General features: G+C 72.6%; 15 protein-coding genes and 1 riboswitch. Of the genes, 10 read left to right on the forward strand and 5 right to left on the reverse strand.

All coding sequences use genetic code 11. The annotated features are described in order from the left end of the window. Positions 1-22 precede the first annotated feature (22 nt). The 3 genes from OG422_RS23860 (at position 23) to OG422_RS23870 (ending at position 3,519) form a co-directional block, all read left to right on the forward strand. Positions 23-1,405: a pitrilysin family protein gene (locus OG422_RS23860; protein WP_143941016.1), complete on the forward strand. Its 1,383-nt coding sequence runs from the start codon at positions 23-25 to the stop codon at positions 1,403-1,405. Between the two features lie 244 nt (positions 1,406-1,649). Continuing rightward, a riboswitch (cyclic di-AMP (ydaO/yuaA leader) is annotated at positions 1,650-1,805 on the forward strand. Positions 1,806-1,817: 12 nt separating this feature from the next. Continuing rightward, a complete protein-coding gene (locus tag OG422_RS23865; protein ID WP_143941010.1) occupies positions 1,818-2,594 on the forward strand; it encodes a M23 family metallopeptidase in 777 nt (258 codons plus the stop codon). A 229-nt stretch (positions 2,595-2,823) separates the two neighbouring features. Beyond that, positions 2,824-3,519, forward strand: a complete 696-nt coding sequence (locus OG422_RS23870) for a GntR family transcriptional regulator (RefSeq protein ID WP_405745365.1) — start codon at positions 2,824-2,826, stop codon at positions 3,517-3,519. Between the two features lie 289 nt (positions 3,520-3,808). Here the strand turns inward: OG422_RS23870 and OG422_RS23875 are convergent, their stop codons facing one another. Continuing rightward, on the reverse strand, positions 3,809-4,090 hold the full coding sequence (locus OG422_RS23875) for an HPr family phosphocarrier protein (RefSeq protein WP_405745368.1): 282 nt from the start codon (positions 4,088-4,090) through the stop codon (positions 3,809-3,811). Between the two features lie 223 nt (positions 4,091-4,313). On the opposite strand from OG422_RS23875, the gene OG422_RS23880 reads away from it, so the two are divergent. The 5 genes from OG422_RS23880 (at position 4,314) to OG422_RS23900 (ending at position 12,434) form a co-directional block, all read left to right on the forward strand. Then, positions 4,314-7,277 carry a GNAT family N-acetyltransferase gene (locus OG422_RS23880; RefSeq protein WP_405745371.1) on the forward strand — a complete coding sequence of 988 codons (2,964 nt, stop codon included), beginning with the start codon at positions 4,314-4,316 and terminating at the stop codon, positions 7,275-7,277. 107 nt (positions 7,278-7,384) lie between these two features. Next, positions 7,385-7,978, forward strand: a complete 594-nt coding sequence (locus OG422_RS23885) for a DUF5998 family protein (RefSeq protein WP_030285252.1) — start codon at positions 7,385-7,387, stop codon at positions 7,976-7,978. After that, the gene (locus OG422_RS23890) at positions 7,978-9,168 is read left to right on the forward strand and encodes an alkaline phosphatase family protein (protein WP_143941526.1); all 1,191 of its coding nucleotides are present in this window, start codon (positions 7,978-7,980) and stop codon (positions 9,166-9,168) included. Before OG422_RS23885 ends, OG422_RS23890 begins: the two co-directional genes overlap by 1 nt. A 184-nt stretch (positions 9,169-9,352) precedes the next feature. After that, positions 9,353-10,003 carry a thymidine kinase gene (locus OG422_RS23895; protein WP_143941525.1) on the forward strand — a complete coding sequence of 217 codons (651 nt, stop codon included), beginning with the start codon at positions 9,353-9,355 and terminating at the stop codon, positions 10,001-10,003. Between the two features lie 250 nt (positions 10,004-10,253). Then, on the forward strand, positions 10,254-12,434 hold the full coding sequence (locus OG422_RS23900; RefSeq protein ID WP_405745377.1) for an MMPL family transporter: 2,181 nt from the start codon (positions 10,254-10,256) through the stop codon (positions 12,432-12,434). A 58-nt stretch (positions 12,435-12,492) separates the two neighbouring features. On the opposite strand, the gene OG422_RS23905 is transcribed toward OG422_RS23900, so the two are convergent. After that, a complete protein-coding gene (locus OG422_RS23905) occupies positions 12,493-13,290 on the reverse strand; it encodes a VOC family protein (RefSeq protein ID WP_405745380.1) in 798 nt (265 codons plus the stop codon). 250 nt (positions 13,291-13,540) lie between these two features. Between OG422_RS23905 and OG422_RS23910 the strand changes: the two genes are divergently transcribed. Continuing rightward, positions 13,541-14,377 carry a sulfurtransferase gene (locus tag OG422_RS23910; RefSeq protein ID WP_405745383.1) on the forward strand — a complete coding sequence of 279 codons (837 nt, stop codon included), beginning with the start codon at positions 13,541-13,543 and terminating at the stop codon, positions 14,375-14,377. Positions 14,378-14,443: 66 nt separating this feature from the next. On the opposite strand, the gene sepH is transcribed toward OG422_RS23910, so the two are convergent. Beyond that, entirely contained in the window at positions 14,444-15,511 is a 1,068-nt protein-coding gene (gene sepH / locus OG422_RS23915) for a septation protein SepH (RefSeq protein ID WP_405745386.1), read from the reverse strand. 500 nt (positions 15,512-16,011) lie between these two features. Here sepH and OG422_RS23920 point away from each other — a divergent pair, with 500 nt between their 5' ends. Then, positions 16,012-17,172, forward strand: a complete 1,161-nt coding sequence (locus OG422_RS23920) for a hypothetical protein (RefSeq protein ID WP_405745389.1) — start codon at positions 16,012-16,014, stop codon at positions 17,170-17,172. A 64-nt stretch (positions 17,173-17,236) separates the two neighbouring features. On the opposite strand, the gene OG422_RS23925 is transcribed toward OG422_RS23920, so the two are convergent. Further along, positions 17,237-18,577 (reverse strand): D-arabinono-1,4-lactone oxidase, encoded by a 1,341-nt coding sequence (locus OG422_RS23925; protein ID WP_405745391.1) that lies wholly within the window; start codon positions 18,575-18,577, stop codon positions 17,237-17,239. Positions 18,578-19,194: 617 nt separating this feature from the next. Then, positions 19,195-20,460: an MFS transporter gene (locus OG422_RS23930; RefSeq protein WP_143941518.1), complete on the reverse strand. Its 1,266-nt coding sequence runs from the start codon at positions 20,458-20,460 to the stop codon at positions 19,195-19,197. Positions 20,461-20,700: the final 240 nt, after the last annotated feature.

The following is a 20,700-nucleotide window of genomic DNA, read 5'->3' on the forward strand; positions in this document are numbered from 1 at the left end:
CGAGGACCTGGCCATGAGCGAGATGACCTTCCACCCGCAGCCTCGGGGCGGGGCGCCCAAGCCGTGGGCCTTCCCGGCGCCCGAGCGCGGTGCGCTGCCCAACGGCCTGACGGTGCTGCGTAGCCACCGCCCCGGCCAGCAGGTCGTGGCCGTCGAGGTCGACATCGTCGCGCCGCTGGAGTCCGAGCCGGAGGGCCTGGACGGCGTCGCCACGATCATGGCGCGGGCGCTGTCGGAGGGCACCGACCGGCACGACGCCGAGGAGTTCGCCGCCGAACTGGAGCGCTGCGGCGCCACGTTGGACGCGCACGCCGACCACCCCGGGGTGCGGGTCTCCCTGGAGGTCCCGGCCTCCCGGCTGTCGCACGCCCTGGGGTTGCTCGCCGACGCGCTGCGCGCCCCCGCCTTCCCCGAGGGCGAGGTGGAGCGCCTGGTGCGTAACCGTCTCGACGAGATCCCGCACGAGCTGGCCAACCCGGGGCGCCGCGCCGCGATGGCGCTGTCCAAGGAGCTGTTCCCCGCGTCGTCCAGGATGTCGCGGCCCCGGCAGGGCACCGAGGAGACCGTCGGCCGCATCGACGCGGCGGCCGTCCGGGCGTTCTACGCGGCGCATGTGCGGCCCGCGGCGGCCACCGTCGTGATCGTCGGTGACTTCACCGGCATCGACGTGGCCGCGGCGCTCGCCGACACGCTGGGCGCCTGGCAGGGGTCCGCCGCCGAGCCGGTCGCCGTCGCGCCGATCACCGCGGACGACACCGGCCGCGTCGTGATCGTCGACCGCCCCGGCGCGGTGCAGACGCAGCTGCTCATCGGGCGGATCGGCGCCGACCGCCACGACCGCCAGTGGCCCGCGCAGGTCCTCGGCACGTACTGCCTGGGCGGCACCCTGACGTCGCGTCTGGACCGGGTGCTGCGTGAGGAGAAGGGCTACACCTACGGGGTGCGGGCCTTCGGTCAGGTGCTGCGGTCGTCGGCGCCGGACGCGCCCGGGGGCTCCACCGGCGCCTCGATGCTGGCGATCAGCGGCTCGGTCGACACCGAGTCCACCGGTCCGGCCCTCGACGACCTGTGGAAGGTGCTGCGCACCCTCGCGGCGGAGGGGCTGACGGACGCTGAGCGGGACGTCGCCGTGCAGAACCTCGTCGGCGTCGCGCCGCTGAAGTACGAGACGGCGGCGGCGGTCGCGGGCACCCTCGCCGACCAGGTGGAGCAGCATCTGCCGGACGACTACCAGGCGCAGCTGTACGCGCGGCTGGCCGAGACCGGCACGGTCGAGGCGACCGCCGCCGTGGTCAGCGCGTTCCCGGCGGACCGGCTGGTGACGGTGCTGGTCGGTGACGCGGCGCAGATCGCTGAGCCGGTCCGGGCGCTGGGCATCGGCGAGGTGACGGTCGTCAGCGGCTGACGAACCGGAGGGGCGGTGGCCCCGGCCGGGCCGTCACGGCGGCCCGGCACAGTGGAACAAAAGGGGATCCCGAGGGTGGACGGCCACTCTCGGGATCCCCTTTACGCCCGGATTTGCTGGCCACTGGTTCCGCCGCCCCGGTGTGGCGTAACGCACAATATGGCGTTTCTGTTTGCCGATTGAAAGTTGCCACGATTAGCTTCATGCGCGCTGTCCGTCAGCTGCACGCCGCAACCGCGGCACCGGACAGTCATCGCCGAGTCCCCGTACGGCGCGAGCCAGGGGAGCCGGGGACCCACACGTCCCTGGGGTGAATCGGGCGCCTCTCCGGAGGAACCCGTAGGAGACCTTCCTGCTCCGAACCCGTCAGCTAACCCGGTAGGCGAGAAGGAAGGAAAGGACCAGCCAGCACATGGCGTTCACCCGTGCCACCGGGAAGCATCGCCGTCCGAGCCGCAGCGCCCGGACGACCCGCAACATCGCCGGCATCGCCGGTCTCGCCGCCTCCGGCGTCGTCGTCTCCGTGTCCTCTCCCGCGATGGCCGCCACGTCCGGCGCCGCGCACGACACGGGCCTGCAGCGGGCCGTCGTCCTCGGTGACGAACTCGCCGAGCGCGTCCAGGCCCAGGCCGATGCGCAGCAGGCCGTCGCCGAGACCGCCGAGGCCAAGGCGAAGGCCGAGGCCGAGGCGGAGAAGCAGGCCCAGGCCGCCAAGGCGGCGGCCGACAAGCGGCACGACGCCAAGGTCCGCGCCGCCCGCGAGGAGGAGCGCAAGCGCCTCAACGCCTTCGTCGCCCCGATCTCCGGCTCGTACGTCTCCACCGCCTACCAGGCGTCCAGCGGACTGTGGTCCTCCGGTACGCACACCGGCATCGACTTCCACGCCGCCCCCGGCACCACCGTGCACGCCGTCGGCGCGGGCACCGTCGTCGAGGCCGGGTGGGGCGGCGCGTACGGCAACAACATCGTCATCAAGATGAACGACGGCACGTACACCCAGTACGGCCACCTGTCGCAGATCGGTGTCTCGGTCGGCCAGCAGGTGATGCCCCATCAGCAGATCGGTCTGTCCGGCGCGACCGGCAACGTCACCGGCCCGCACCTGCACTTCGAGGCCCGTACCGGTCCGGACTACGGCTCGGACATCGACCCGATCTCCTACCTGCGGTCGCACGGCGTCAACGTCTGATCCACATCGCCTCCCGGAGCCCCGGCCCGCCCTCACTGGGCGTCCGGGGCTCCGGCGCGTCCGGTGCCGTACGGCGGGTGGCCGGATTTCCCGGCGGTCAGGGAAGGCCCTCACCAAAAGATTTCCATGAATGCGTGAAGGCGGTAAAGAAGCCGACACCGTCGAATAGAGTCGCCGAAAAGGCGCCGTACACCGGCGTTTTCCGGGGAGGACGGTGGAGGCACCCACGATGACGCAAGGCCAGATTTCCGTGCAGCGCATCTCCACGGCGATTCGCGACGACATCGTTTCCGGTGCGCTGATCCCCGGCAGCCGACTCGTCGAGGACATTCTGGCCACCCGTTACGGCGTCTCCCGGGTGCCGGTCCGTGAGGCGTTGCGGACCCTGCAGTCCGAGGGGTTCGTCACCGCGCGACGGCACGCGGGCGCCTGCGTCGCGGCGCCCACCGCCCAGGAGGCGGCCGACCTCCTGGATCTGCGCGCACTCCTGGAGCCGATGGGCGCCGCCCGCGCGGCGGCCCGCCGCACCGACGCGCATCTGAAGGTCTTACGGGGCGTGGTGCGGCTCGGCAGGGAGCGCGCACGCCGCGGCTGTCCGGGCGATCTGCCCCGGTTGGACCGCTGGTTCCACGAGACGCTGGCGCGGGCGGCGGGCAATCCGGGGCTGACCGCGCTGCTGACCCAGGTGCGGCGGAAGATCGAGTGGATGTACGTCGTCGAGCTTTCGGCGCGGTACGCGGAGACCTGGGACGACCACGGTGCGGTGCTGGACGCGGTGACCCGGGGCGACGCGGAGGCGGCGCGCGCCCTGATGGCGTCGCATGTCGCGCGGTCGCTCCCGGCGTACCGCCCGCGGCACCGTCAGCCGGCCGCGGTGCGCCATCCGCAACGTCCCCTCAGCAGCGGGCGGGTGCGTTCTCCATAGGGGCGCGGTATACGGGGCGACCGGCGGGTGGCGGGATCTGTTCGGGGAATTGCGGAAACGGGTGCCGGGAAAACACGCCATCCGGGAATTGCCGCAATCGCGTAGATGCGTATTCAGGTATTCGGTCGTGCGGTGCCCGCGGGGCTGCGGCGAATTGCGGGCAGGGGAGGGGTGCCGCCTCGGGGGGGCGTTCCGTCGCGCGGAACGCGAAAGGCCCCGCTGCGGTGACCGTTTCCGGTCGTGGCGGCGGGGCCTTTCCCCGGCTGTGGGGAGGCGGTGGCGTCCTGGTTCAGACGGTCTCCGGCAGCTCGTCGAGGCCCTCGGCGACCAGCTTCGCCAGGCGCTCCAGCGCGGCCTCCGCGCCCTCGGCGTCCGAGGCGAGCACGATCTCCTCGCCGCCCTGGGCGCCCAGGCCCAGCACCGCGAGCATCGAGGCCGCGTTCACGGGGGTGCCGTCGGTCTTGGCGATCGTCACGGGAACGCCGGCGGCGGTGGCCGCACGGACGAAGATCGAGGCGGGACGGGCGTGCAGCCCCTCGGCCCAACCGACATTGACGCGGCGCTCAGCCATGGTGTTGCCCTTCAAGTCGTAACGGTTGTCTAGACCAGTCTCTCACGCGGTCACCGGTGCTTCGGAAGCCCCACTTCCGGTGTTCCGCACCACGTCCGCACCACGTCCGGACCGGTCCGCGGGTGCCGCCCGACGACTGCCGCCCGGGTGCCCGCCGCCGGCCCGGGGCCCGGTCCCCGCGCACACCGAGCCGGTTGTCGGTGCCCGGCCGTACGCTGTCCGCATGCAGCAGCCGCCGGATCACGCGTACCCGCGCCACTGGGAAGCCGATGTGGTGCTGCGCGACGGCGGCACCGCCCGGATCCGCCCGATCACCCCGGACGACGCCGAGCGCCTGGTCTCCTTCTACGAACAGGTCTCGGACGAATCGAAGTACTACCGCTTCTTCGCGCCCTACCCCCGCCTCTCCGACCGCGACGTGCACCGCTTCACCCACCACGACTACGTCGACCGGGTCGGCCTCGCCGCCACCGTGGGCGGCGAGTTCATCGCCACCGTCCGCTACGACCGGATCAACGACCGGGGGCTGCCGGCCACGGACCCGGGCGACGACCAGGCGGAGGTCGCCTTCCTGGTACAGGACGCCCACCAGGGCCGCGGCGTCGCCTCCGCGCTGCTGGAGCACATCGCCGCCGTTGCCCGGGAGCGCGGCATCCGCCGGTTCGCCGCCGAGGTACTGCCCGCCAACTCCAAGATGATCAAGGTGTTCACGGACGCCGGGTACACCCAGCAGCGCACCTTCGAGGACGGCGTCGTCCGGCTGGAATTCGACCTCGAACCGACCGAGCAGTCCATGGCCGTGATGCGCGGCCGCGAGCAGCGCGCCGAGGCCCGCTCCATGCAGCGGCTCCTCGCCCCCGGCTCGGTCGCCGTCATCGGCACCGGCCGCACGCCCGGCGGCGTCGGCCGCACGGCCCTGCGCCATGTCCTCGACTCCGGCTTCACCGGCCGCGTCCACGCCGTCAACCACGCCTTCCCCGAGGGGACCGACCGCCTCGACCCCGAGGGCGTCCCCGCCGTCCGCTCCCTGCGGGAGATCGACGGCCCGGTCGACCTCGCGGTCATCGCCGTCCCCGCCGACCACGTCCCCGAGGTGATCGACGACTGCGGGGAACACGGCGTCCAGGGCGTCCTGGTCCTCTCCTCCGGGTACGCCGAGGCCGGAACCGAGGGGCGCGAACGCCAGCGCGCCCTGCTGCGCCGCACCCGCTCCTACGGCATGCGCCTGATCGGCCCGAACGCCTTCGGCCTGATCAACACCGCCCCCGGCGTCCGGCTGAACGCCTCCTTCGCGCCGGTGATGCCCGCCACCGGCCGCATCGGGCTGTTCACCCAGTCCGGCGCGATCGGCATCGCCCTGCTCAGCGGGTTGCATGAGCGCGGCCCCGGGGACGGCTCGCCCGCCGGGGTCTCCACCTTCGTCTCCGCCGGAAACCGCGCCGACGCCTCCGGGAACGACCTGCTCCAGTACTGGTACGACGATCCGGACACCGATGTCGCGATCCTCTACCTCGAATCCATCGGTAACCCCCGCAAGTTCACCCGCCTCGCCCGCCGCACCGCCGCCGTCAAACCGGTCGTCGTCGCCAAGGGCGCCCGCCACCACGGCACCGCGCCCCTGGGGCACACGGTCCCCACCGTCCGCATCCCGGACAGCACCGTCGCCGCCCTGATGCGGCAGGCCGGGGTCATCCGCGTCGACACCGTCACCGAACTCCTCGACGCCGGGCTGCTGCTCGCCTCCCAGCCGCTCCCTGCGGGCGCCCGCGTCGCCGTCCTCGGCAACTCCGAGGCGCTCTCCCTCCTCGCCTACGACGCGTGTCTGACCGAGGGCCTGCGCCCGCGGCGCCCCCGGGTGCTGCCCTCCGCCGCGACCCCGCACGACTTCCACACCGCCCTCGCCGAGGAACTGGCGCGCGAGGGCTGCGACGCCGTCGTGGTCACCGCGATCCCCTGGGTGGGGGAGGGCGACGCGACAGCCCCGGGGGAGGGCGAGGAGCTGGCTGCGGCGCTGCGCTCGGCGGCCGCCGCGGGCCCGGCCAAGCCGGTGGCCGTCGTTCATCTGGCCATGGACACGTTCGCTACGGCGCTCGCGGCTCCGGCCGGCCCGGGGGTGCCCGATGACGTTGCCGCGGCCGCCGACCCCGGCGGCCCCGCCACCGGCCTCGGGGAGCCCGCCGCCCAGGCCGGACCGGAAGCGCCCGGCGCGGGGGCCGCAGCGCCCACCGCGCTGGCCGGTCCCGAGACCCCCGCCGCAGACGGCGTTCCCGTGGCCCCCACCTCGCCCACCGCCCCCTACCCACCCGCCCGCACCCCGCTCCCCGCCTACCCCGCTGCCGAGCGCGCCGTCCGGGCCCTCGCCGCGGCCGTGCGGTACGCCGCCTGGCGCCGGGAGGTCGCCGAGCCGGGCCGGGTCCCCGCGTACGACGACATCCAGGAGGCCGCGGCCGGTGCCGACATCGCGCGGCTGCTCGACCACCTCGACCCGCCCGCCGGCCGCTCCGTTCCGCTGCCCGCCGAGGACGCCGCCGCCCTGCTCGCCCGCTACGGCATCCCCACCCAGCCGTCGCTGCCCGCCCCCGGCCCGGACGCCGCCGTCCGCGCCGCCGCCCGCCTCGGCTACCCCGTCGCCCTCAAAACCACCGCGCCCCACCTGCGTCACCGCAGTGACCTCGGCGGCATCCGCCTGGACATAGCCGATGAGGAGGACCTGCGCCGCACCTACGGCGAACTGACCGCCTCCCTCGGCACCCCGGAGGAGCTGGCGCCCGTCGTCCAGAAGATGGTGCCGCGCGGCGTCGACACGGTGATCCGCGCCGCCATCGACCCGGCGGCCGGTGCCGTCCTCTCGTTCGGCCTGGCGGGCGCCCCCTCCCAGCTGCTGGGCGACATCGCGCACCGCCTCATCCCCGCAACCGACCGCGACGTCGACGCCCAGATCCGGTCGATCCGCGCCGCCCCCCTCCTCTTCGGCTGGCGCGGCTCCCAGCCCGTCGACACCGCCGCACTGGCCGAGGTGCTGCTGCGGGTGTCCCGGCTCGTCGACGACCACCCCGAGGTGGTGGGCGTCGACCTCGAACCGGTCGTCGTCGCCCCGCACGGTCTGTCCGTCCTCGGGGCGTCCGTCCGCCTCGCCCGCCCGCCCGCCACCACTGACCTCGGCCCCCGCCGCCTGCCCGCCTACTGACCGCCCGCGCGGCACAGCGGGAGCTGTGCCCCCGCCACACCGGCCCCCGCGAACCGGCTCGTCCCGGGCGTCCTGCCGCCCCCTTGTGGGCCCGTAAGATGGAGGGCATGGCTAAGACCGGTACGACGACCCAGGGGCTGCGCGCGGCGATCGAGCGCAGCGGCTACTACCCGGCCCTCGTGGCCGAGGCGGTGCAGGCCGCCGTCGGCGGTGAGCCGGTGGCGGCGTACCTGGTGCACCAGGAGACGACCTTCGACGCCAACGAGGTCCGCCGCCATGTGACCGTCCTCGTCCTCACCGACACCCGCTTCATCGTCAGCCACACCGATGAGCAGGCCGCCGACGCCACCTCCCCGTCCCCGTACGCCACGACCTCCACCGAGTCCGTGAAGCTCGGGCGGATCTCCTCGGTGGTGCTCAGCCGTGTGGTGGCCAACCCGGAGTCGTACACCCCGGGCCAGTTGCCCCGCGAGGTCGTGCTCACCATCGGCTGGGGCGCCGTCGCCCGCCTCGATCTGGAGCCCGCCACCTGCGGCGACCCCAACTGCGAGGCGGATCACGGCTACACCGGCTCCTCCACCGCCGACGATCTCTCGCTGCGCGTCAGCGAGGCCGGTGACGGGCCCGACTCCGTCCGCGAGACGCTCACCTTCGCGCAGGCGCTCTCCGAGGCCACCGCGGCCACCACGAGCGCCCGCTGATGGGGTACACCGCCCCCGCCTGGCCGGAGCCCGAGCCGCTCGACCCGCTGACCGCCCCGCTGCCCCGGTACGGCACCTGCTCGCTCGCCGATCTGCTGCCCGCCGTCGTCGCAGGTCAGGGTGTGTCCGGCCCGTCGACGTCGATGGAGTTGACCCCCGCCGACCGGGCCTGCGTCTTCCTCATCGACGGCCTCGGCTGGGAGCTGCTGCGCGCCCACCCGGACGAGGCGCCGTTCCTGACGTCCCTCCTGGACACCTCCTGCAACGGCACCGGCCGCCCGCTCACCGCCGGTTTCCCCTCCACCACCGCCACCTCCCTCGCCTCCGTCGGCACCGGCCTGCCCCCGGGCGCCCACGGCCTGCCCGGCTACACCTGCGAGGACCCGTCCTCCGGCGCGCTGATGAACCAGCTGCGCTGGCAGCCGTGGACCGACCCGTACGCCTGGCAGCCGTATCCGACGGTGTTCCAGCTGGCCGATGCCGCGGGCGTGCACACCTGCCAGGTCTCCGCGCCCCACTTCGCGCAGACCCCGCTCACCAAGATCGCGCTGAGCGGCGGCACCTTCCACGGCCGCCTCAGCGGCGAGGAACGCATGGACCTCGCCGCCGCCCAACTCGCCGCGGGCGACCGCTCGCTGGTCTACACGTACTACGCCGAGGTCGACGGCAACGGCCACCGCTACGGCGTGGACTCCGACGCCTGGCGCGGTCAGCTGATGTACGTCGACCGGCTCGCGCAGCGGCTCGCCGAACAACTCCCGCCGCGCAGCGCCCTGTACATCACCGCCGACCACGGCATGATCGACATCCCCTTCGACCCGGAGTCGCGCATCGACTTCGACGAGGACTGGGAACTGCGCGCCGGGGTCCGCCTGTTGGGCGGCGAGGGCCGCGCCCGGCATGTCTACGCCCACCCGGGAGCGGCGGGCGACGTCCTCGCCGTGTGGCGGGAGGTCGTCGGCGAGCAGATGTGGGTGGCGAGCCGCGACGAGGCCATCGCGGCGGGCTGGTTCGGGCCGCACATCGACGACCGGGTGCGCGGCCGCATCGGCGATGTCGTCGCCGCGGCCCACGCCGACATGGTGATCATCGCGAGCGAACGCGAGCCCGGCGAGTCGAAGATGGTCGGCATGCACGGGTCGATGACCCCCGTGGAGCAGCTCGTTCCGCTGCTGGAAGTCCGCACCTGACCCGCGAAGTCCGCATCTGACCCCGCCCCGTTCCGCCACGCCGTCACGAGCCCGTAGGGCCCGCGTTCCGGCGTGCCCGAGCCGGTGTCCCTGCCCGGGCGCGCCGGGCGGACCGGCGCGGTGCCCCGGTCCGCCCGGCGCGCCGTCCACCGCCCCCGACCGTCCGAAAGGCCCCCCTCTCCTGATGTCCGAACTGGTCTTTTTCTCCGGCACCATGGATTGCGGGAAGAGCACCCTGGCGCTCCAGATGGGTCACAACCGCTCGGCGCGCGGCCTGCAGGGCGTGATCTTCACCCGCGACGACCGGGCGGGCGCGGGCAAGCTCTCCTCTCGGCTCGGCCTGGTGACGGACGCCGTCGAGGTGGCCCCGGACATGGATCTCTACGCCCATCTCATCGGTGAGATGTCGAAGGGCGGCAAGGTCGATTACGTGATCGTGGACGAGGCGCAGTTCCTCCACCCCGAGCAGATCGACCAGCTCGCGCGCGTCGTCGACGACCTGGGGCTGGACGTCTTCGCGTTCGGTATCACCACCGACTTCCGCACCAGGCTCTTCCCCGGCTCCCGGCGGCTGATCGAGCTGGCGGACCGGATCGAGGCCCTCCAGGTCGAGGCGATGTGCTGGTGCGGTGCGCGCGCCACCCACAACGCCCGCACGGTGGGCGGCGAGATGGTCGTCGAGGGTGAGCAGGTCGTCGTCGGCGACGTGGACCAGCACGAGGGCGACGTCGGCTACGAGGTGCTGTGCCGCCGACACCACCAGCGCCGGGTGACCAGCGCCACCGCCCGCGCGGACGTCCTCTCCCCGGACGTCCTGCCGGTCGACCCTGCCTGATCTTTCCCGCTGGGTCCCTGCCGATTCGGCGGGTCTTCGTGCGGCCGTCGCCGACGGCACCCCCGTTCCACCGCGCCCGGATGCCGTTGCGCATTCCGGATTGACCACCCAATGCTTCATGTGTAACTTCCGACTTACATCTGATGGATGCGAGTGAGCGGTGTCCGTCGAGCCGGGGGGCAGTGCCGTGAAGGAGCTGGGTTCGGTGAAAAAACAGCCACTTACCGTAAGGGTGGCGAGCTGGAGTGCCTTGCACCCCGCGCGTGCCGTCATCGGCTGGTGTGTCTTCGTCGCCCTGTGCCTCGCGCTCGGAAGCGTGGTCGGTACGAACGAGGCGGGCGACAGGGACTACTGGGTGGGCGAGGCGGGCCGCGCCGAGGCCCTCGCGGCGGAGGGCAACCTCCAGCACAAGGCGGCCGAGCGCATCATGATCACCAACAGGTCCGGTGACCCCGTCGGTGCGGCGGCTCGGAGCGCCGCACAGGACGTCGTCACCCGGATGAAGCCGATACCCGAGGTCCTCCGCGTCGCCGACCCGGTGCGTTCGGAGAACCGCCGGATGCTGATGGTCGAGGTGACCCTCAAGGGGCCCCGGCTGGAGGCTCAGCAGCACATCGACCCGCTGCTGAAGCAGACCGCCGAGGTGCAGCGCGGCCACCCGGGCCTGCGCGTCGAGGAGACCGGTGACGCCTCGGTCGGCAAGGGCCTGGACACCTCGCGCGACGACGACCTCGACACCTCGGAAAAGATCACCTTCCCGATCACCCTGATCACCCTGCTCGCCGCCTTCGGCTCGCTGATCATGGTCGGCGTGCCGCTGCTGCTGGCGGTCTCCTCCATCGGCGCCGCCATGGGCCTGTGCCAGCTGGTCTCGCACCTGCTGCCCGACGCGGGCGTCGGAAACAGCCTCATCCTGCTGATCGGCATGGCGGTCGGCGTCGACTACACGCTCTTCTACCTCAAGCGGGAACGGGAGGAACGGGCTCGCGCCGACGGCCGGATCGGCCCCGAGGCCCTGGTGGGGATCGCCGCCGCGACCTCGGGCCGGGCCATCGCGGTTTCCGGCCTCGCCGTGGCCCTGACCACCGCCACGCTCTTCCTCGCCACCGACGTCATCTTCTCCTCGCTCGCCGTCGGCACCATCGTCGTCGTTCTCGTCGCCGTCCTCAGCTCGATGACGGCGCTGCCCGCGCTCCTCGTCCTCATCGGCCGCCGGCTGGACCGCAAGGCGGCCCGCGCGGCGGAACGCGGCAAGCGCTCCCGGCGCGGGCCCGAGCGGACCGGCCGGGTGTGGACCGCACTGCTGCGGCCCGCCAGGAATCACCCGGCGGCCACCCTCGTGGTGTCGCTGCTCGTCATGATCGGCCTCGCCGTCCCCGCATTCGGGATGCACCTGCGCGTACTGAACACCGCCACCCACTCCCGGTCCATCCCTGCGATGAAGGTCTACGACCGGCTCAACGCCGCCTTCCCCGACCTGCTCGCCTCCCACTGGGTCGTCGTCAGGAGCGACGCCGGCGAAGTCGGCCAGGTACGCACGGCCCTGAAGGACCTCGCCCATCGGGCCGAGACCGACCCGATGTTCTCCAAGAAGCCACCCGAGTTGACCGCGACCCCCGACGGTCGGATCAGCATGATGACCCTCTCCGTGCCCTACAACCTCAGCTCCCCGCAGGCGTCCGGCTCGCTGAAGGAGCTGCGCGAGAGCTACCTCCCGGCCACGCTCGGGAAGGTGCCGGGCGCCGAGTACGCCGTCACCGGCCCCGTCGCCCAGGACGCCGACTACCTCTCCCACCAGAACGACAAACTGCCGGTCGTCGTCGGGCTCCTGCTGCTGCTGACGTTCGTCATGACGCTGCTGGTCTTCCGCTCGGCGGCCATCGCCGTTATGGGCGTGGTGCTGAATCTGCTGTCCGTCGGCGCGTCGTTCGGCCTGGTGGTCGCCTTCTTCCAATGGGGCTGGGCCTCCACGGTGTTCGGCTTCGAGGAGAGTGCCACCCACGCGATCGGCTCCCGGGTACCGCTGTTCCTCTTCGTGATCCTCTTCGGACTGTCGATGGACTATCAGGTCTTCGTCGTCAGCCGCATCAAGGAGGCGGCGAGGAACGGGGTGCCCACCCGGCAGGCGGTGATCGAGGGAATCGACAAGTCGGCAAAGGTGGTGACCAGCGCGGCGGTCGTCATGGTCACGGTGTTCGCGAGCTTCATGTTCCTGCACCTGGCGGAGATGAAGCAGATCGGCTTCAGCCTCGCGGTCGCCGTCCTGCTCGACGCCTTCATCATCCGCGTCATGATCCTGCCGTCGGCCCTGATCCTGCTCGGCAACGCCAGCTGGTGGCCGTCCCGGCGCATGCGACGCGCCCAGGAACGTGCCACCCCGGTGCCTCCCGGGGGTGTTCCGGTACCGGTGGCTCACGCCACCGCCGACTGACGGGCCTCGGGCTGGCCCCGGGAGCCTCCGCCGCGACCGCAGCGCGACGGATCACCCGTTACACATCCACCCCCGTCCCGCCGGGCGCGGGCCGGATGACGGTGAAAGCGGCGCCCCCGGGGTCGGCCACCGTGGCCAGCCGCCCATGGGGCGAGTCGCGTGGCGGCCGCACCACCTGGCCGCCGAGCCCCTCGACCCGCCGGACCGCGGCGTCGGTGTCCGACACGGCGAAGTACGTCATCCACCGCGGGCCCGCCTCACGCGGCAACGCGTTGCCCACCCCGTGGAGACCGGCCACCGGGCGGCCCTTGAGATACAGCGTCAGATAGTCGAAGTCGGCCGAGACGACCGCCTTGGGCTCGTAGCCGAAGACGTGCTCGTAGAACGGTCCGGCGGAGTGGGTCTCGCGGGTGATCAGCTCGTTCCACACCGGGGTGCCCGGTTCTCCGGCGGTCGCGGTGCCGGTCGTCGCGCGGCCCTGCCAGATCCCGAAGACCGCGCCCTGCGGGTCGCAGGCGAGGGCCATCCGCCCGGCGTCGTCGGCGTCCAGCGGCCCCACGCCCACCGTCCCGCCGCAGTACCGGATCCGCTCCGCGGTCGCGTCCGCGTCGTCGCAGGCCAGATAGGTGGTCCAAGCCACGGGCAGGAGGCGGTCGGCCGCGGGCTCCCCGAGCCCGGCCACCTCCCGCCCGTCCAGGACGGCGCGGCAGTACGGCCCCAGGTGCTGCGGCCCCGGACGGAACTCCCAGTCGAACAGCGCACCGTAGAACTCCTGCGTCGCGGCCAGGCGGTGCGTCAGCAGGCTCACCCAGCAGGGCGCACCGGACATCCGCCGGGTCGCTGCCTCGGTCGTCATCGTCACTCACTCCTCGGACCATCGCGGTGGCGGCCATGGGACGGGCGCGGGACCCGAGGCAAGATGCTCGCACCAGGCACCCCGTGACAGCCTCCGGCCGCGCCGTGACCGGCGGTTTCGTCCCGGAGAACGCCCGTTTTCGGGGGTGTTACCCCGATACCGTGGCCGGAGCGGGCCGCGCCCCCTCCGTCATACGGAGGGTGTGCGTCCGCCTTCCGTACGTAGCCGTCCCTACGCAAGGATGAGTGCCATGAATGACATCCTCACCGCTACCGAACTCGCGAGCGAGTCGGCGGGCGCCCACCCGCCCGTCCTCCTGGACGTCCGCTGGCAGCTCCAGGGACCGCACGGCCGCCCCGACTACGAGGCGGGACACCTGCCCGGCGCCGTCTTCATCGACCTCGACGCCGACCTCGCCGGCCCGGCCGGTGACGAGGGCCGCCACCCCCTGCCGGACGTCGCCGTCTTCACCGCCGCCATGCGCCGCGCCGGGGTACGGGGCGACCGCCCCGTCGTCGCCTATGACGCCGGGCTGGGCTGGGCCGCCGCGCGGGCCTGGTGGCTGCTGCGCTGGGCCGGGCACCGCGAGGTGCGGGTGCTGGACGGCGGGCTGGCGGCCTGGACGGCGTCCGGCGGGGCCGTGACGACGGAGATTCCGCAGCCGCGGGAGGGCGACTTCACGCCCGAGCCCGGCGGACTGCCGCAGCTGACGGCGGACGAGGCGGCCGCCCTGGCTCGCCGCGGTGTCCTGCTGGACGCCCGGTCTGCCGAGCGTTACCGGGGCGAGGCCGCCTCCGTCGACCGCGTCGGCGGTCACATCCCCGGCGCCGTCTCCGCCCCGACGACGGAGAACGTCACCGAGGACCACACCTTCCGCCCGGCCGCCGCGCTGGCCGACCGGTTCGCGGCGCTGGGCGCCAAGGGCGACGCGGAGGTCGGTGTCTACTGCGGTTCGGGCGTCTCAGGCGCCCAGGAGGTGCTGGCGCTGACCCTCGCGGGCGTCCCGGCCGCGCTGTACATCGGTTCGTGGAGCGGCTGGACCGCCGACCCGTCCCGCCCCGTCGCCACCGGCGCACAGCCCGGCTGAGCCGCCGCACAGCGATCCGCCCGCCCCGTACCGTACGGGGCGGGCGGATCGCTGTGCGCGGTGGCGCTACTCCTGCTTCTTGCGCCGGGTGCCGAAGACGATCTCGTCCCAGCTCGGCACGGCGGCACGGCGCCCGGGGCGGACACCGTCGGCCTCGGCCTGCCGGTCGGTGGTCCCGGTCAGTCGGTCACGGTGCCCGGCGACCGCGCGCGGCATCAGCACATCGGCGTACGCGGACCCGGCGCCCGCGCTGGCTGCCGGTGCGGCCGGTTCCTCGACCTCGTCGTCCATCGGCTCGTCGACCGGCGTCGTGATGCTGTCCGGTACGACCATGTCGCCACGGAAACTCGGCACCGCCTCCAGCAGGCTGGTCAGCGAATCCCGCTCCCGCTCACCGGTGGCCTCCTCGGCGACCTGCGCTTCGGCCTCCTCCTCGACGGGGGCGACGCGCTCCGCACGCTCCGTACGGTCCGGCGTCTGCCGGTCCAGGGCACGGTCCAGCGGCCGGTCACGCGGCAGCCGTGCGATCCGCGGGACGAACGGGAAGCTGGGCTCGGGGGTGTCGTCGGCCTCGCCGATCAGCGCCCGCGCCTCCTCGCCGACGGCCTGTACGAGCCGCCGGGGCGGGTCGTACGTCCACGCCGCGGAGAACGGCTCACCGGCGACGCGGTAGACCAGCAGCACCTCCCAGGTGCCGTCGTCGCGGCGCCAGGAGTCCCACTGCACGCTGTCCTTGTCGGCACCGCGCAGCGACAGCCGCTCGGCCACCGCCTCACCGAGCTGCGGCCCCGCACTCTCCCCGGGGCGCCGCACGGGCGTCTTACGGGCCCGCTCGGCCATGAAGGCACGCTCGGCGAGCACCGGCCCTTCGAAGCGGCGGACGCGTTCGACGGGGATCCCGGCGAGCTGGGCGACCTCCTCGGCGGACGCACCCGCTCTTATCCGCGCCTGGATGTCCCGCGGCCGCAGGTGGCTCTCGACCTCGATCTCGATCTGGCCCAGGCGTGCGCGGTCGTTGCGGACCGCGGCGCGCAGCCGCTCGTCGATCGGCAGTGTGTACTCGGTGCTGTCCGCAGCTTTGAGCACCAGCCGTGTGCCGTCGTTGGAGACGGCCACGACACGCAGTTCGGGCATGGGGACCTCCCGGGTGGTGCCTGCCGACGTCACGTGCGTCGCTGCTTCCGCTGGTCGAGTGTGGCCTGCCCGGGGTGCAGCCTGCCACAACATTGTCGAGTTGCCCGGCGGATCGGACTGGAGTCCGTAAACGCCGAAGCGAGACGGTTACCTGTTCGCAACGCCAGTGTCCGTATCGCCTGCCCTGGGACCGATCACCCGTGCCGAGCGGCGGCGCTCCAGGGCGGGTGCCACCTGTTGGGCCCCTCTCCCCGTGAGTCCGGGCAGCAGGACGGGATCCCGGGGCCAGGGCTCGCCACAGTACTCCATTCGGGCCACTGAAGTGCACCGCCGCTCTGCTGAAGTTGTGGTGCGACAACGGAGTTGAGTCACCTTGTCGATCTCTCTACCACAACGGCAGGTGGCAAGGTTCACAGAATCGCCAGGTCCGGAACTATTCCCTTCACGCAAAAGTATCTTTGGTGTGCAAGGTGGATCGAAATGCTGATCAAGGGCTGGAGATGGACGAAGAAACCAAAACCGACTTGAAGGGTAAGGAGAAACGGATCGATCTGAGCGTTCCTCAGGTCGCGGGCAGTGCTCTCGCGGCGGCCGTCGCCGCTTTCCTCGCGGGTCAGCTCGGCGTCTACGGAACGATCATCGGTGCCGGTGTGGTCAGTGTCGTGGCCACCACCGGAGGCTCGGTCTTCCAGCATCTGTTCCGGCGTACCGGGGAGCAGATCAAGGAGGCGACGATCGTCACCCGTCCCCGGCCCCGTGACTCCCGTACCACCCGGAAGGGCGGCCCGGATGCCGCGGCCACCATGGTGCTGCCGACCTTCGGCCGGGACGGGGCGCCGGACGTGGTCACGGCGGTCGCCGCGAAACCCGCCGTCCCGGTGGACAACACCCGCACCCAATTGCTGCCCCGGGCGGACGTACAGCCACCCACGGGGGGTGACGCGGCGACCCGCCTGCTCCGCCCCGGAGCGGACATGCCGTCCGACGACGCGACCCGTGCCCTGCGCGCGGGGCGCCCGGCGGGCGCCACGGACCGTACACAGTTGGTGCCGCGTCTCGACGAGCACACTGTCGCCCTGGGCGCGGCCCCCCCGTACGGCGGGCCCGCCGACGGTGCGGAGACGGCGCGGTTCCCCGGTGACGAGACCGTCACCGCTACGTACGGGACCCGGCTGCGCGGCTGGCGTCGGCCGGTCCTCGGTGCGGTCGGCATCTTCGTGCTCGCCATGGGGGCGGTCACCGGCGTCGAGCTGATCACGGGGGAGACCCCGAGCGGCAGCTCCGGCACCACGCTCGGCCGCCTCACCCACACCGGTGGCAGTCAACGTGACACGGCTCCCGACGACGCCCCGGCGTCGCCCCGTCCGGATCACTCCCATGGCACGCGCGACAACGGCACCCCCACCGGCGCCCCGGACCCCACCACCGGTCCGGACGGCGGCAGCACGCCGACCCCGGGGGGCGGTGTGAACGGTGAATCGTCCGCGACCACCCCCGCGCCCACACCGTCCGACGGTGCCACCCCCTCGTCCGAGCCGACCACGCCCGAGCCCACGGGGCCGGCCGGGGGCAAGAACGGCACCACCGGCGACGCGGGCACCGGTGGCCAGGACACCGGAGGGAAGACCGCCGCCCAGGAGCCCGACCCGAACCCGTCCTGACGGCTTCCACCCGACGCGGCTGTGGCCGGCACCCCTCCCCGGGGTGCCGGCCACAGCCGCGTCGTCACTCGCCCAGTACCCGCCGCAGATAGGCGTTGCCGAACAGCCGCCCCGGGTCGAGCCGGTCACGCACTGCGGTGAACTCACCGAACCGCGGATAGACGCCCGACAGATACTCCGCGTCCCGGGTGTGCAGCTTGCCCCAGTGCGGACGGCCACCGTGCGCCGTCATGATCCGCTCGGTGGCCGCGAAGTACGCACCGTGCGACGTGCCCCGGTACATGTGCACCGCGATGTACACGGTGTCGCGACCGGAGGCAGTCGACAAAGCGATGTTGTCGGACGGTGCGCACCGCACCTCCACCGGGAACGACACCTTGAAGTCCGACCGGTCCACGAGAGCCTTCAGCTCATGCAGTGCACCGATGGCGGCGGCACGGGGCAGCGCGTACTCCATCTCCACGAACCGCACCCGGCGAGGCGAGGTGAACACCTTGTAGGGGATGTCGGTGTACGTCCGCGCCGACAGGGCGCGGCTGGCGAGCTTGGCGACGGCCGGGACGGTCGCCGGGACGGCCCGGCCGATGGCGCAGGCAGCTTGAAACACGCCGTTGGACAGCAACTCGTCCTCGATCCAGCCGCTGACCTTCCCGGGAGGTGTGGCCGGTCCCTGGCTGCGGTTGTTCCGCTTCGTATTGCAGTTGCCGGTGTGCGGGAACCAGTAGAACTCGAAGTGTTCGTTCTCGGTGGCCAGCTCCTCGAACCGGTCGGTCACCTCGTCGAACGGCATGGGTTCCTCGCGGGCGGTCAGCAGGAACTCCGGCTCCACCGCGAACGTCAGCTCGGTGACGACGCCGAGCGCCCCCAGGCCGAGCCGGGCCGCGGCGAAGACATCCGCGTTCTGCTCGGCCGAGCAGCGCAGCACCGACCCGTCGGCGGTGACCAGTTCCAGGGCGGTGATCTGCGTGGCGAGGGAGGCGGACTCGCGGCCGGTGCCGTGTGTTCCGGTGGCGGTCGCCCCGGAGACGGTCTGTTCCATGATGTCGCCCATGTTGGTCAGCGACAGTCCGTGCGCGGCCAGCGTGCGGTTCAGGTGATGCAGAGGGGTACCGGCCGCCACCGTGACCGCCCCGGCGTCCCGGTCGATGTCGCGTACCCCGCACAGACGTTCCGGGCGTATCAGCAGCCCGTCGGTGGCGGCGACCGAGGTGAAGGAATGGCCAGTGCCGACGACCTTGACGGTCAGCCCGTCCTCGGCGGCGGACCGGACAGCGGCCACCAACTCCTGGGTACTCGCCGGGGCCACGGTGCGAGCGGGCCGGGCGGAGACGTTCCCCGCCCAGTTCCGCCATGGCCCTCCGCTGCCGCGTCCTCCCGAGCCGCCGACGGCGTCGCTGACTGCCATGGTGACGTCCCCTCCCTGCGCGGGCGGCCCCTGACAGGGCTGCCGTCGGTCTGAGTTGAGCGCATGATGCCAGCCGTTACTGGCCAGTTCAGGGGAGGTGATGGGAATCACACGAGGCGGGAGTGAGTGGAAGTCGCCGCCTCTCGGGCACGTCGTATCACCTTGCGCTTCGTTGGAGTGGCGCGTTGGTCGTACGGGGTCGTACGAGGGGGAACTTGACGTGGTGGTGGCTACGTGTCAGCGCAAGCTGGCGCGCCCAGGGGTGTCTCCGTAAGCGTGCGGTCACGGTCACTGCGCCGAGGGATTGTCGACATCGTCCGAGGGCTGTTGGGTGTTGGCTTTTGTCGCTGTCGCTGTCGCTGTCGCTGTCGCTGTCGCTGTCGCTGTCGCTGTCGCTGTCGCTGTCGCTGTCGCTGTCGCTGTCGCTGTCGCGCCCCAGTAGGCATGCGCACGGCGCGTCGTTCCGGCGAGCCATCGGGTGGATGTCGTGCACTGGCCAGGTCGCCGTGCGGCACTATCGACAAAGCGACTTACGTGAGTGTGACAGTCACCAGTCATCCCGCCCGTTCGCGCAGTCACCACCTCCTCGCGACACGCCCCCGAACCGACCACCCCACCTACAGCACCCGCTCCCCATCGGCCTGCGCCTCGCTGCCCGTCGGTCCGCCCTGCTGCACAACCCCGGCAGGCCCAGCGGCCGTGGCCCCGGGGCGGAGGCGGCGGTATCCGAGCAGGGCCACCACGGCGCCGAGGAGACCGGCCGCGCACGGGACGAGATAGCCGCGCCCCGCGCCCGCGGCGTCCACCACCCAGCCGGCGGCGGAGGAGCCGAGTGCGACACCTACCGCGAGGCCGGTGCTCGTCCACGTCATGCCCTCGGTCAGCTTCTCCCGGGGGACGTGCTCCTCGACCAGCGCCATCGTCGTCACCATCGTGGGCGCGACCGACAGCCCCGCGACGAACAGGGCGACGGCCAGCAGCGGCAGCGTTCCCGCCAGTTGCAGCGGCACCATGCTCACTGCCATGACGCACACACCCACCACCCACCGGCGGGACGCGTGCCCCTTCAGGTGCAACAGCCCGAACACGGCGCCCGCCAGGCAGGAACCCAGCGCGTAGACGGCCAGTACGAGGCTGGCCGCCCCCTTGTGGCCGTCCGCCTCGGCGAAGGCGACAGTCACCACGTCGATCGAGCCGAAGATCGCGCCCGTCGACACGAACGTCACCACCAGCACCCGCAGCCCCGGCGCCCGCAAGGCCGACCCCGCGGCGTGCTCGACGCGCGGATGCGGCACCGGCTCCGTGGCGCGCTGCGCCGTCAGCCAGAACACTCCCGCCACCAGGAAGACGGCCGCCAGTAGCGGACCCGACTCCGGGAACCATGCCGTGCACAGCCCGATCGACAGGATGGGGCCGAAGATGAAGCAGCACTCGTCGACGATGGACTCCCACGAGTACGCGGTGTGCAGCTCGCGCGGCGAACCCCGGTAGAGCGCCGCCCACCGTGCCCGCACCATCGAGCCGACGCTCGGCACGCACCCCGCGCACGCCGCGAACACGAACAGCGTCCAGTCGGCCCAGCGCTGCTGCGCGCTGAGCAGCAGACCGGCGACGGCGGTCACCGACACCAGCGTCGCCGGGCGCAGCACCCGGCGTTGCCCGTAGCGGTCCACCAGTCGGGAGATCTGCGGCCCCATGAGCGCCGCGGACAGCGCGAGTGTCGCCGACAGTGCCCCGGCGAGGCCGTAGCGGCCGGTCAGCTGCGAAACCATGGTCACCACGCCGATGCCCAGCATCGACAGCGGCATCCGCCCCAGGAGTCCGGCGGCGGAGAAGGACTTGGTGCCGGGCGGGCCGAATATGGCGCGGTAGGGACTGGGCAACGAGGGTGCTCCGCCGGGTGAGGACCGAAGATCGGTAAGGGATGTCTGTGGCCGATACAGCTTACGGGGGACGGAGGAGCGGCCGCCTCCGCATTTCCGGCCCGTTCGCCTCGACCCGCGCGGCCCGCTGCGCCCCCGTTGCCGCCCTCCCCCTGGGGACTGGGCGACGTCCCCAGGGCGCGTCGCTGTGACAGCTGCCTCAGAGGGACGGACCGATGCCGTCACCCGTGGGCCCATGGG

It is taken from the genome of Streptomyces sp. NBC_01525 (assembly GCF_045040405.1).
GTDB classification, from domain to species: domain Bacteria; phylum Actinomycetota; class Actinomycetes; order Streptomycetales; family Streptomycetaceae; genus Streptomyces; species Streptomyces benahoarensis.

Coding starts and splice junctions, on each gene's coding strand:
- OG422_RS23860 (WP_143941016.1), top strand. CDS start 23: ATGACCTTCCACCCGCAGCCTCGGGGCGGGGCGCCCAAGCCGTGGGCC.
- OG422_RS23865 (WP_143941010.1), top strand. CDS start 1,818: ATGGCGTTCACCCGTGCCACCGGGAAGCATCGCCGTCCGAGCCGCAGC.
- OG422_RS23870 (WP_405745365.1), top strand. CDS start 2,824: ATGACGCAAGGCCAGATTTCCGTGCAGCGCATCTCCACGGCGATTCGC.
- OG422_RS23875 (WP_405745368.1), bottom strand. CDS start 4,090: ATGGCTGAGCGCCGCGTCAATGTCGGTTGGGCCGAGGGGCTGCACGCC.
- OG422_RS23880 (WP_405745371.1), top strand. CDS start 4,314: ATGCAGCAGCCGCCGGATCACGCGTACCCGCGCCACTGGGAAGCCGAT.
- OG422_RS23885 (WP_030285252.1), top strand. CDS start 7,385: ATGGCTAAGACCGGTACGACGACCCAGGGGCTGCGCGCGGCGATCGAG.
- OG422_RS23890 (WP_143941526.1), top strand. CDS start 7,978: ATGGGGTACACCGCCCCCGCCTGGCCGGAGCCCGAGCCGCTCGACCCG.
- OG422_RS23895 (WP_143941525.1), top strand. CDS start 9,353: ATGTCCGAACTGGTCTTTTTCTCCGGCACCATGGATTGCGGGAAGAGC.
- OG422_RS23905 (WP_405745380.1), bottom strand. CDS start 13,290: ATGACGACCGAGGCAGCGACCCGGCGGATGTCCGGTGCGCCCTGCTGG.
- OG422_RS23910 (WP_405745383.1), top strand. CDS start 13,541: ATGAATGACATCCTCACCGCTACCGAACTCGCGAGCGAGTCGGCGGGC.
- sepH (WP_405745386.1), bottom strand. CDS start 15,511: ATGCCCGAACTGCGTGTCGTGGCCGTCTCCAACGACGGCACACGGCTG.
- OG422_RS23920 (WP_405745389.1), top strand. CDS start 16,012: ATGGACGAAGAAACCAAAACCGACTTGAAGGGTAAGGAGAAACGGATC.
- OG422_RS23925 (WP_405745391.1), bottom strand. CDS start 18,577: ATGGCAGTCAGCGACGCCGTCGGCGGCTCGGGAGGACGCGGCAGCGGA.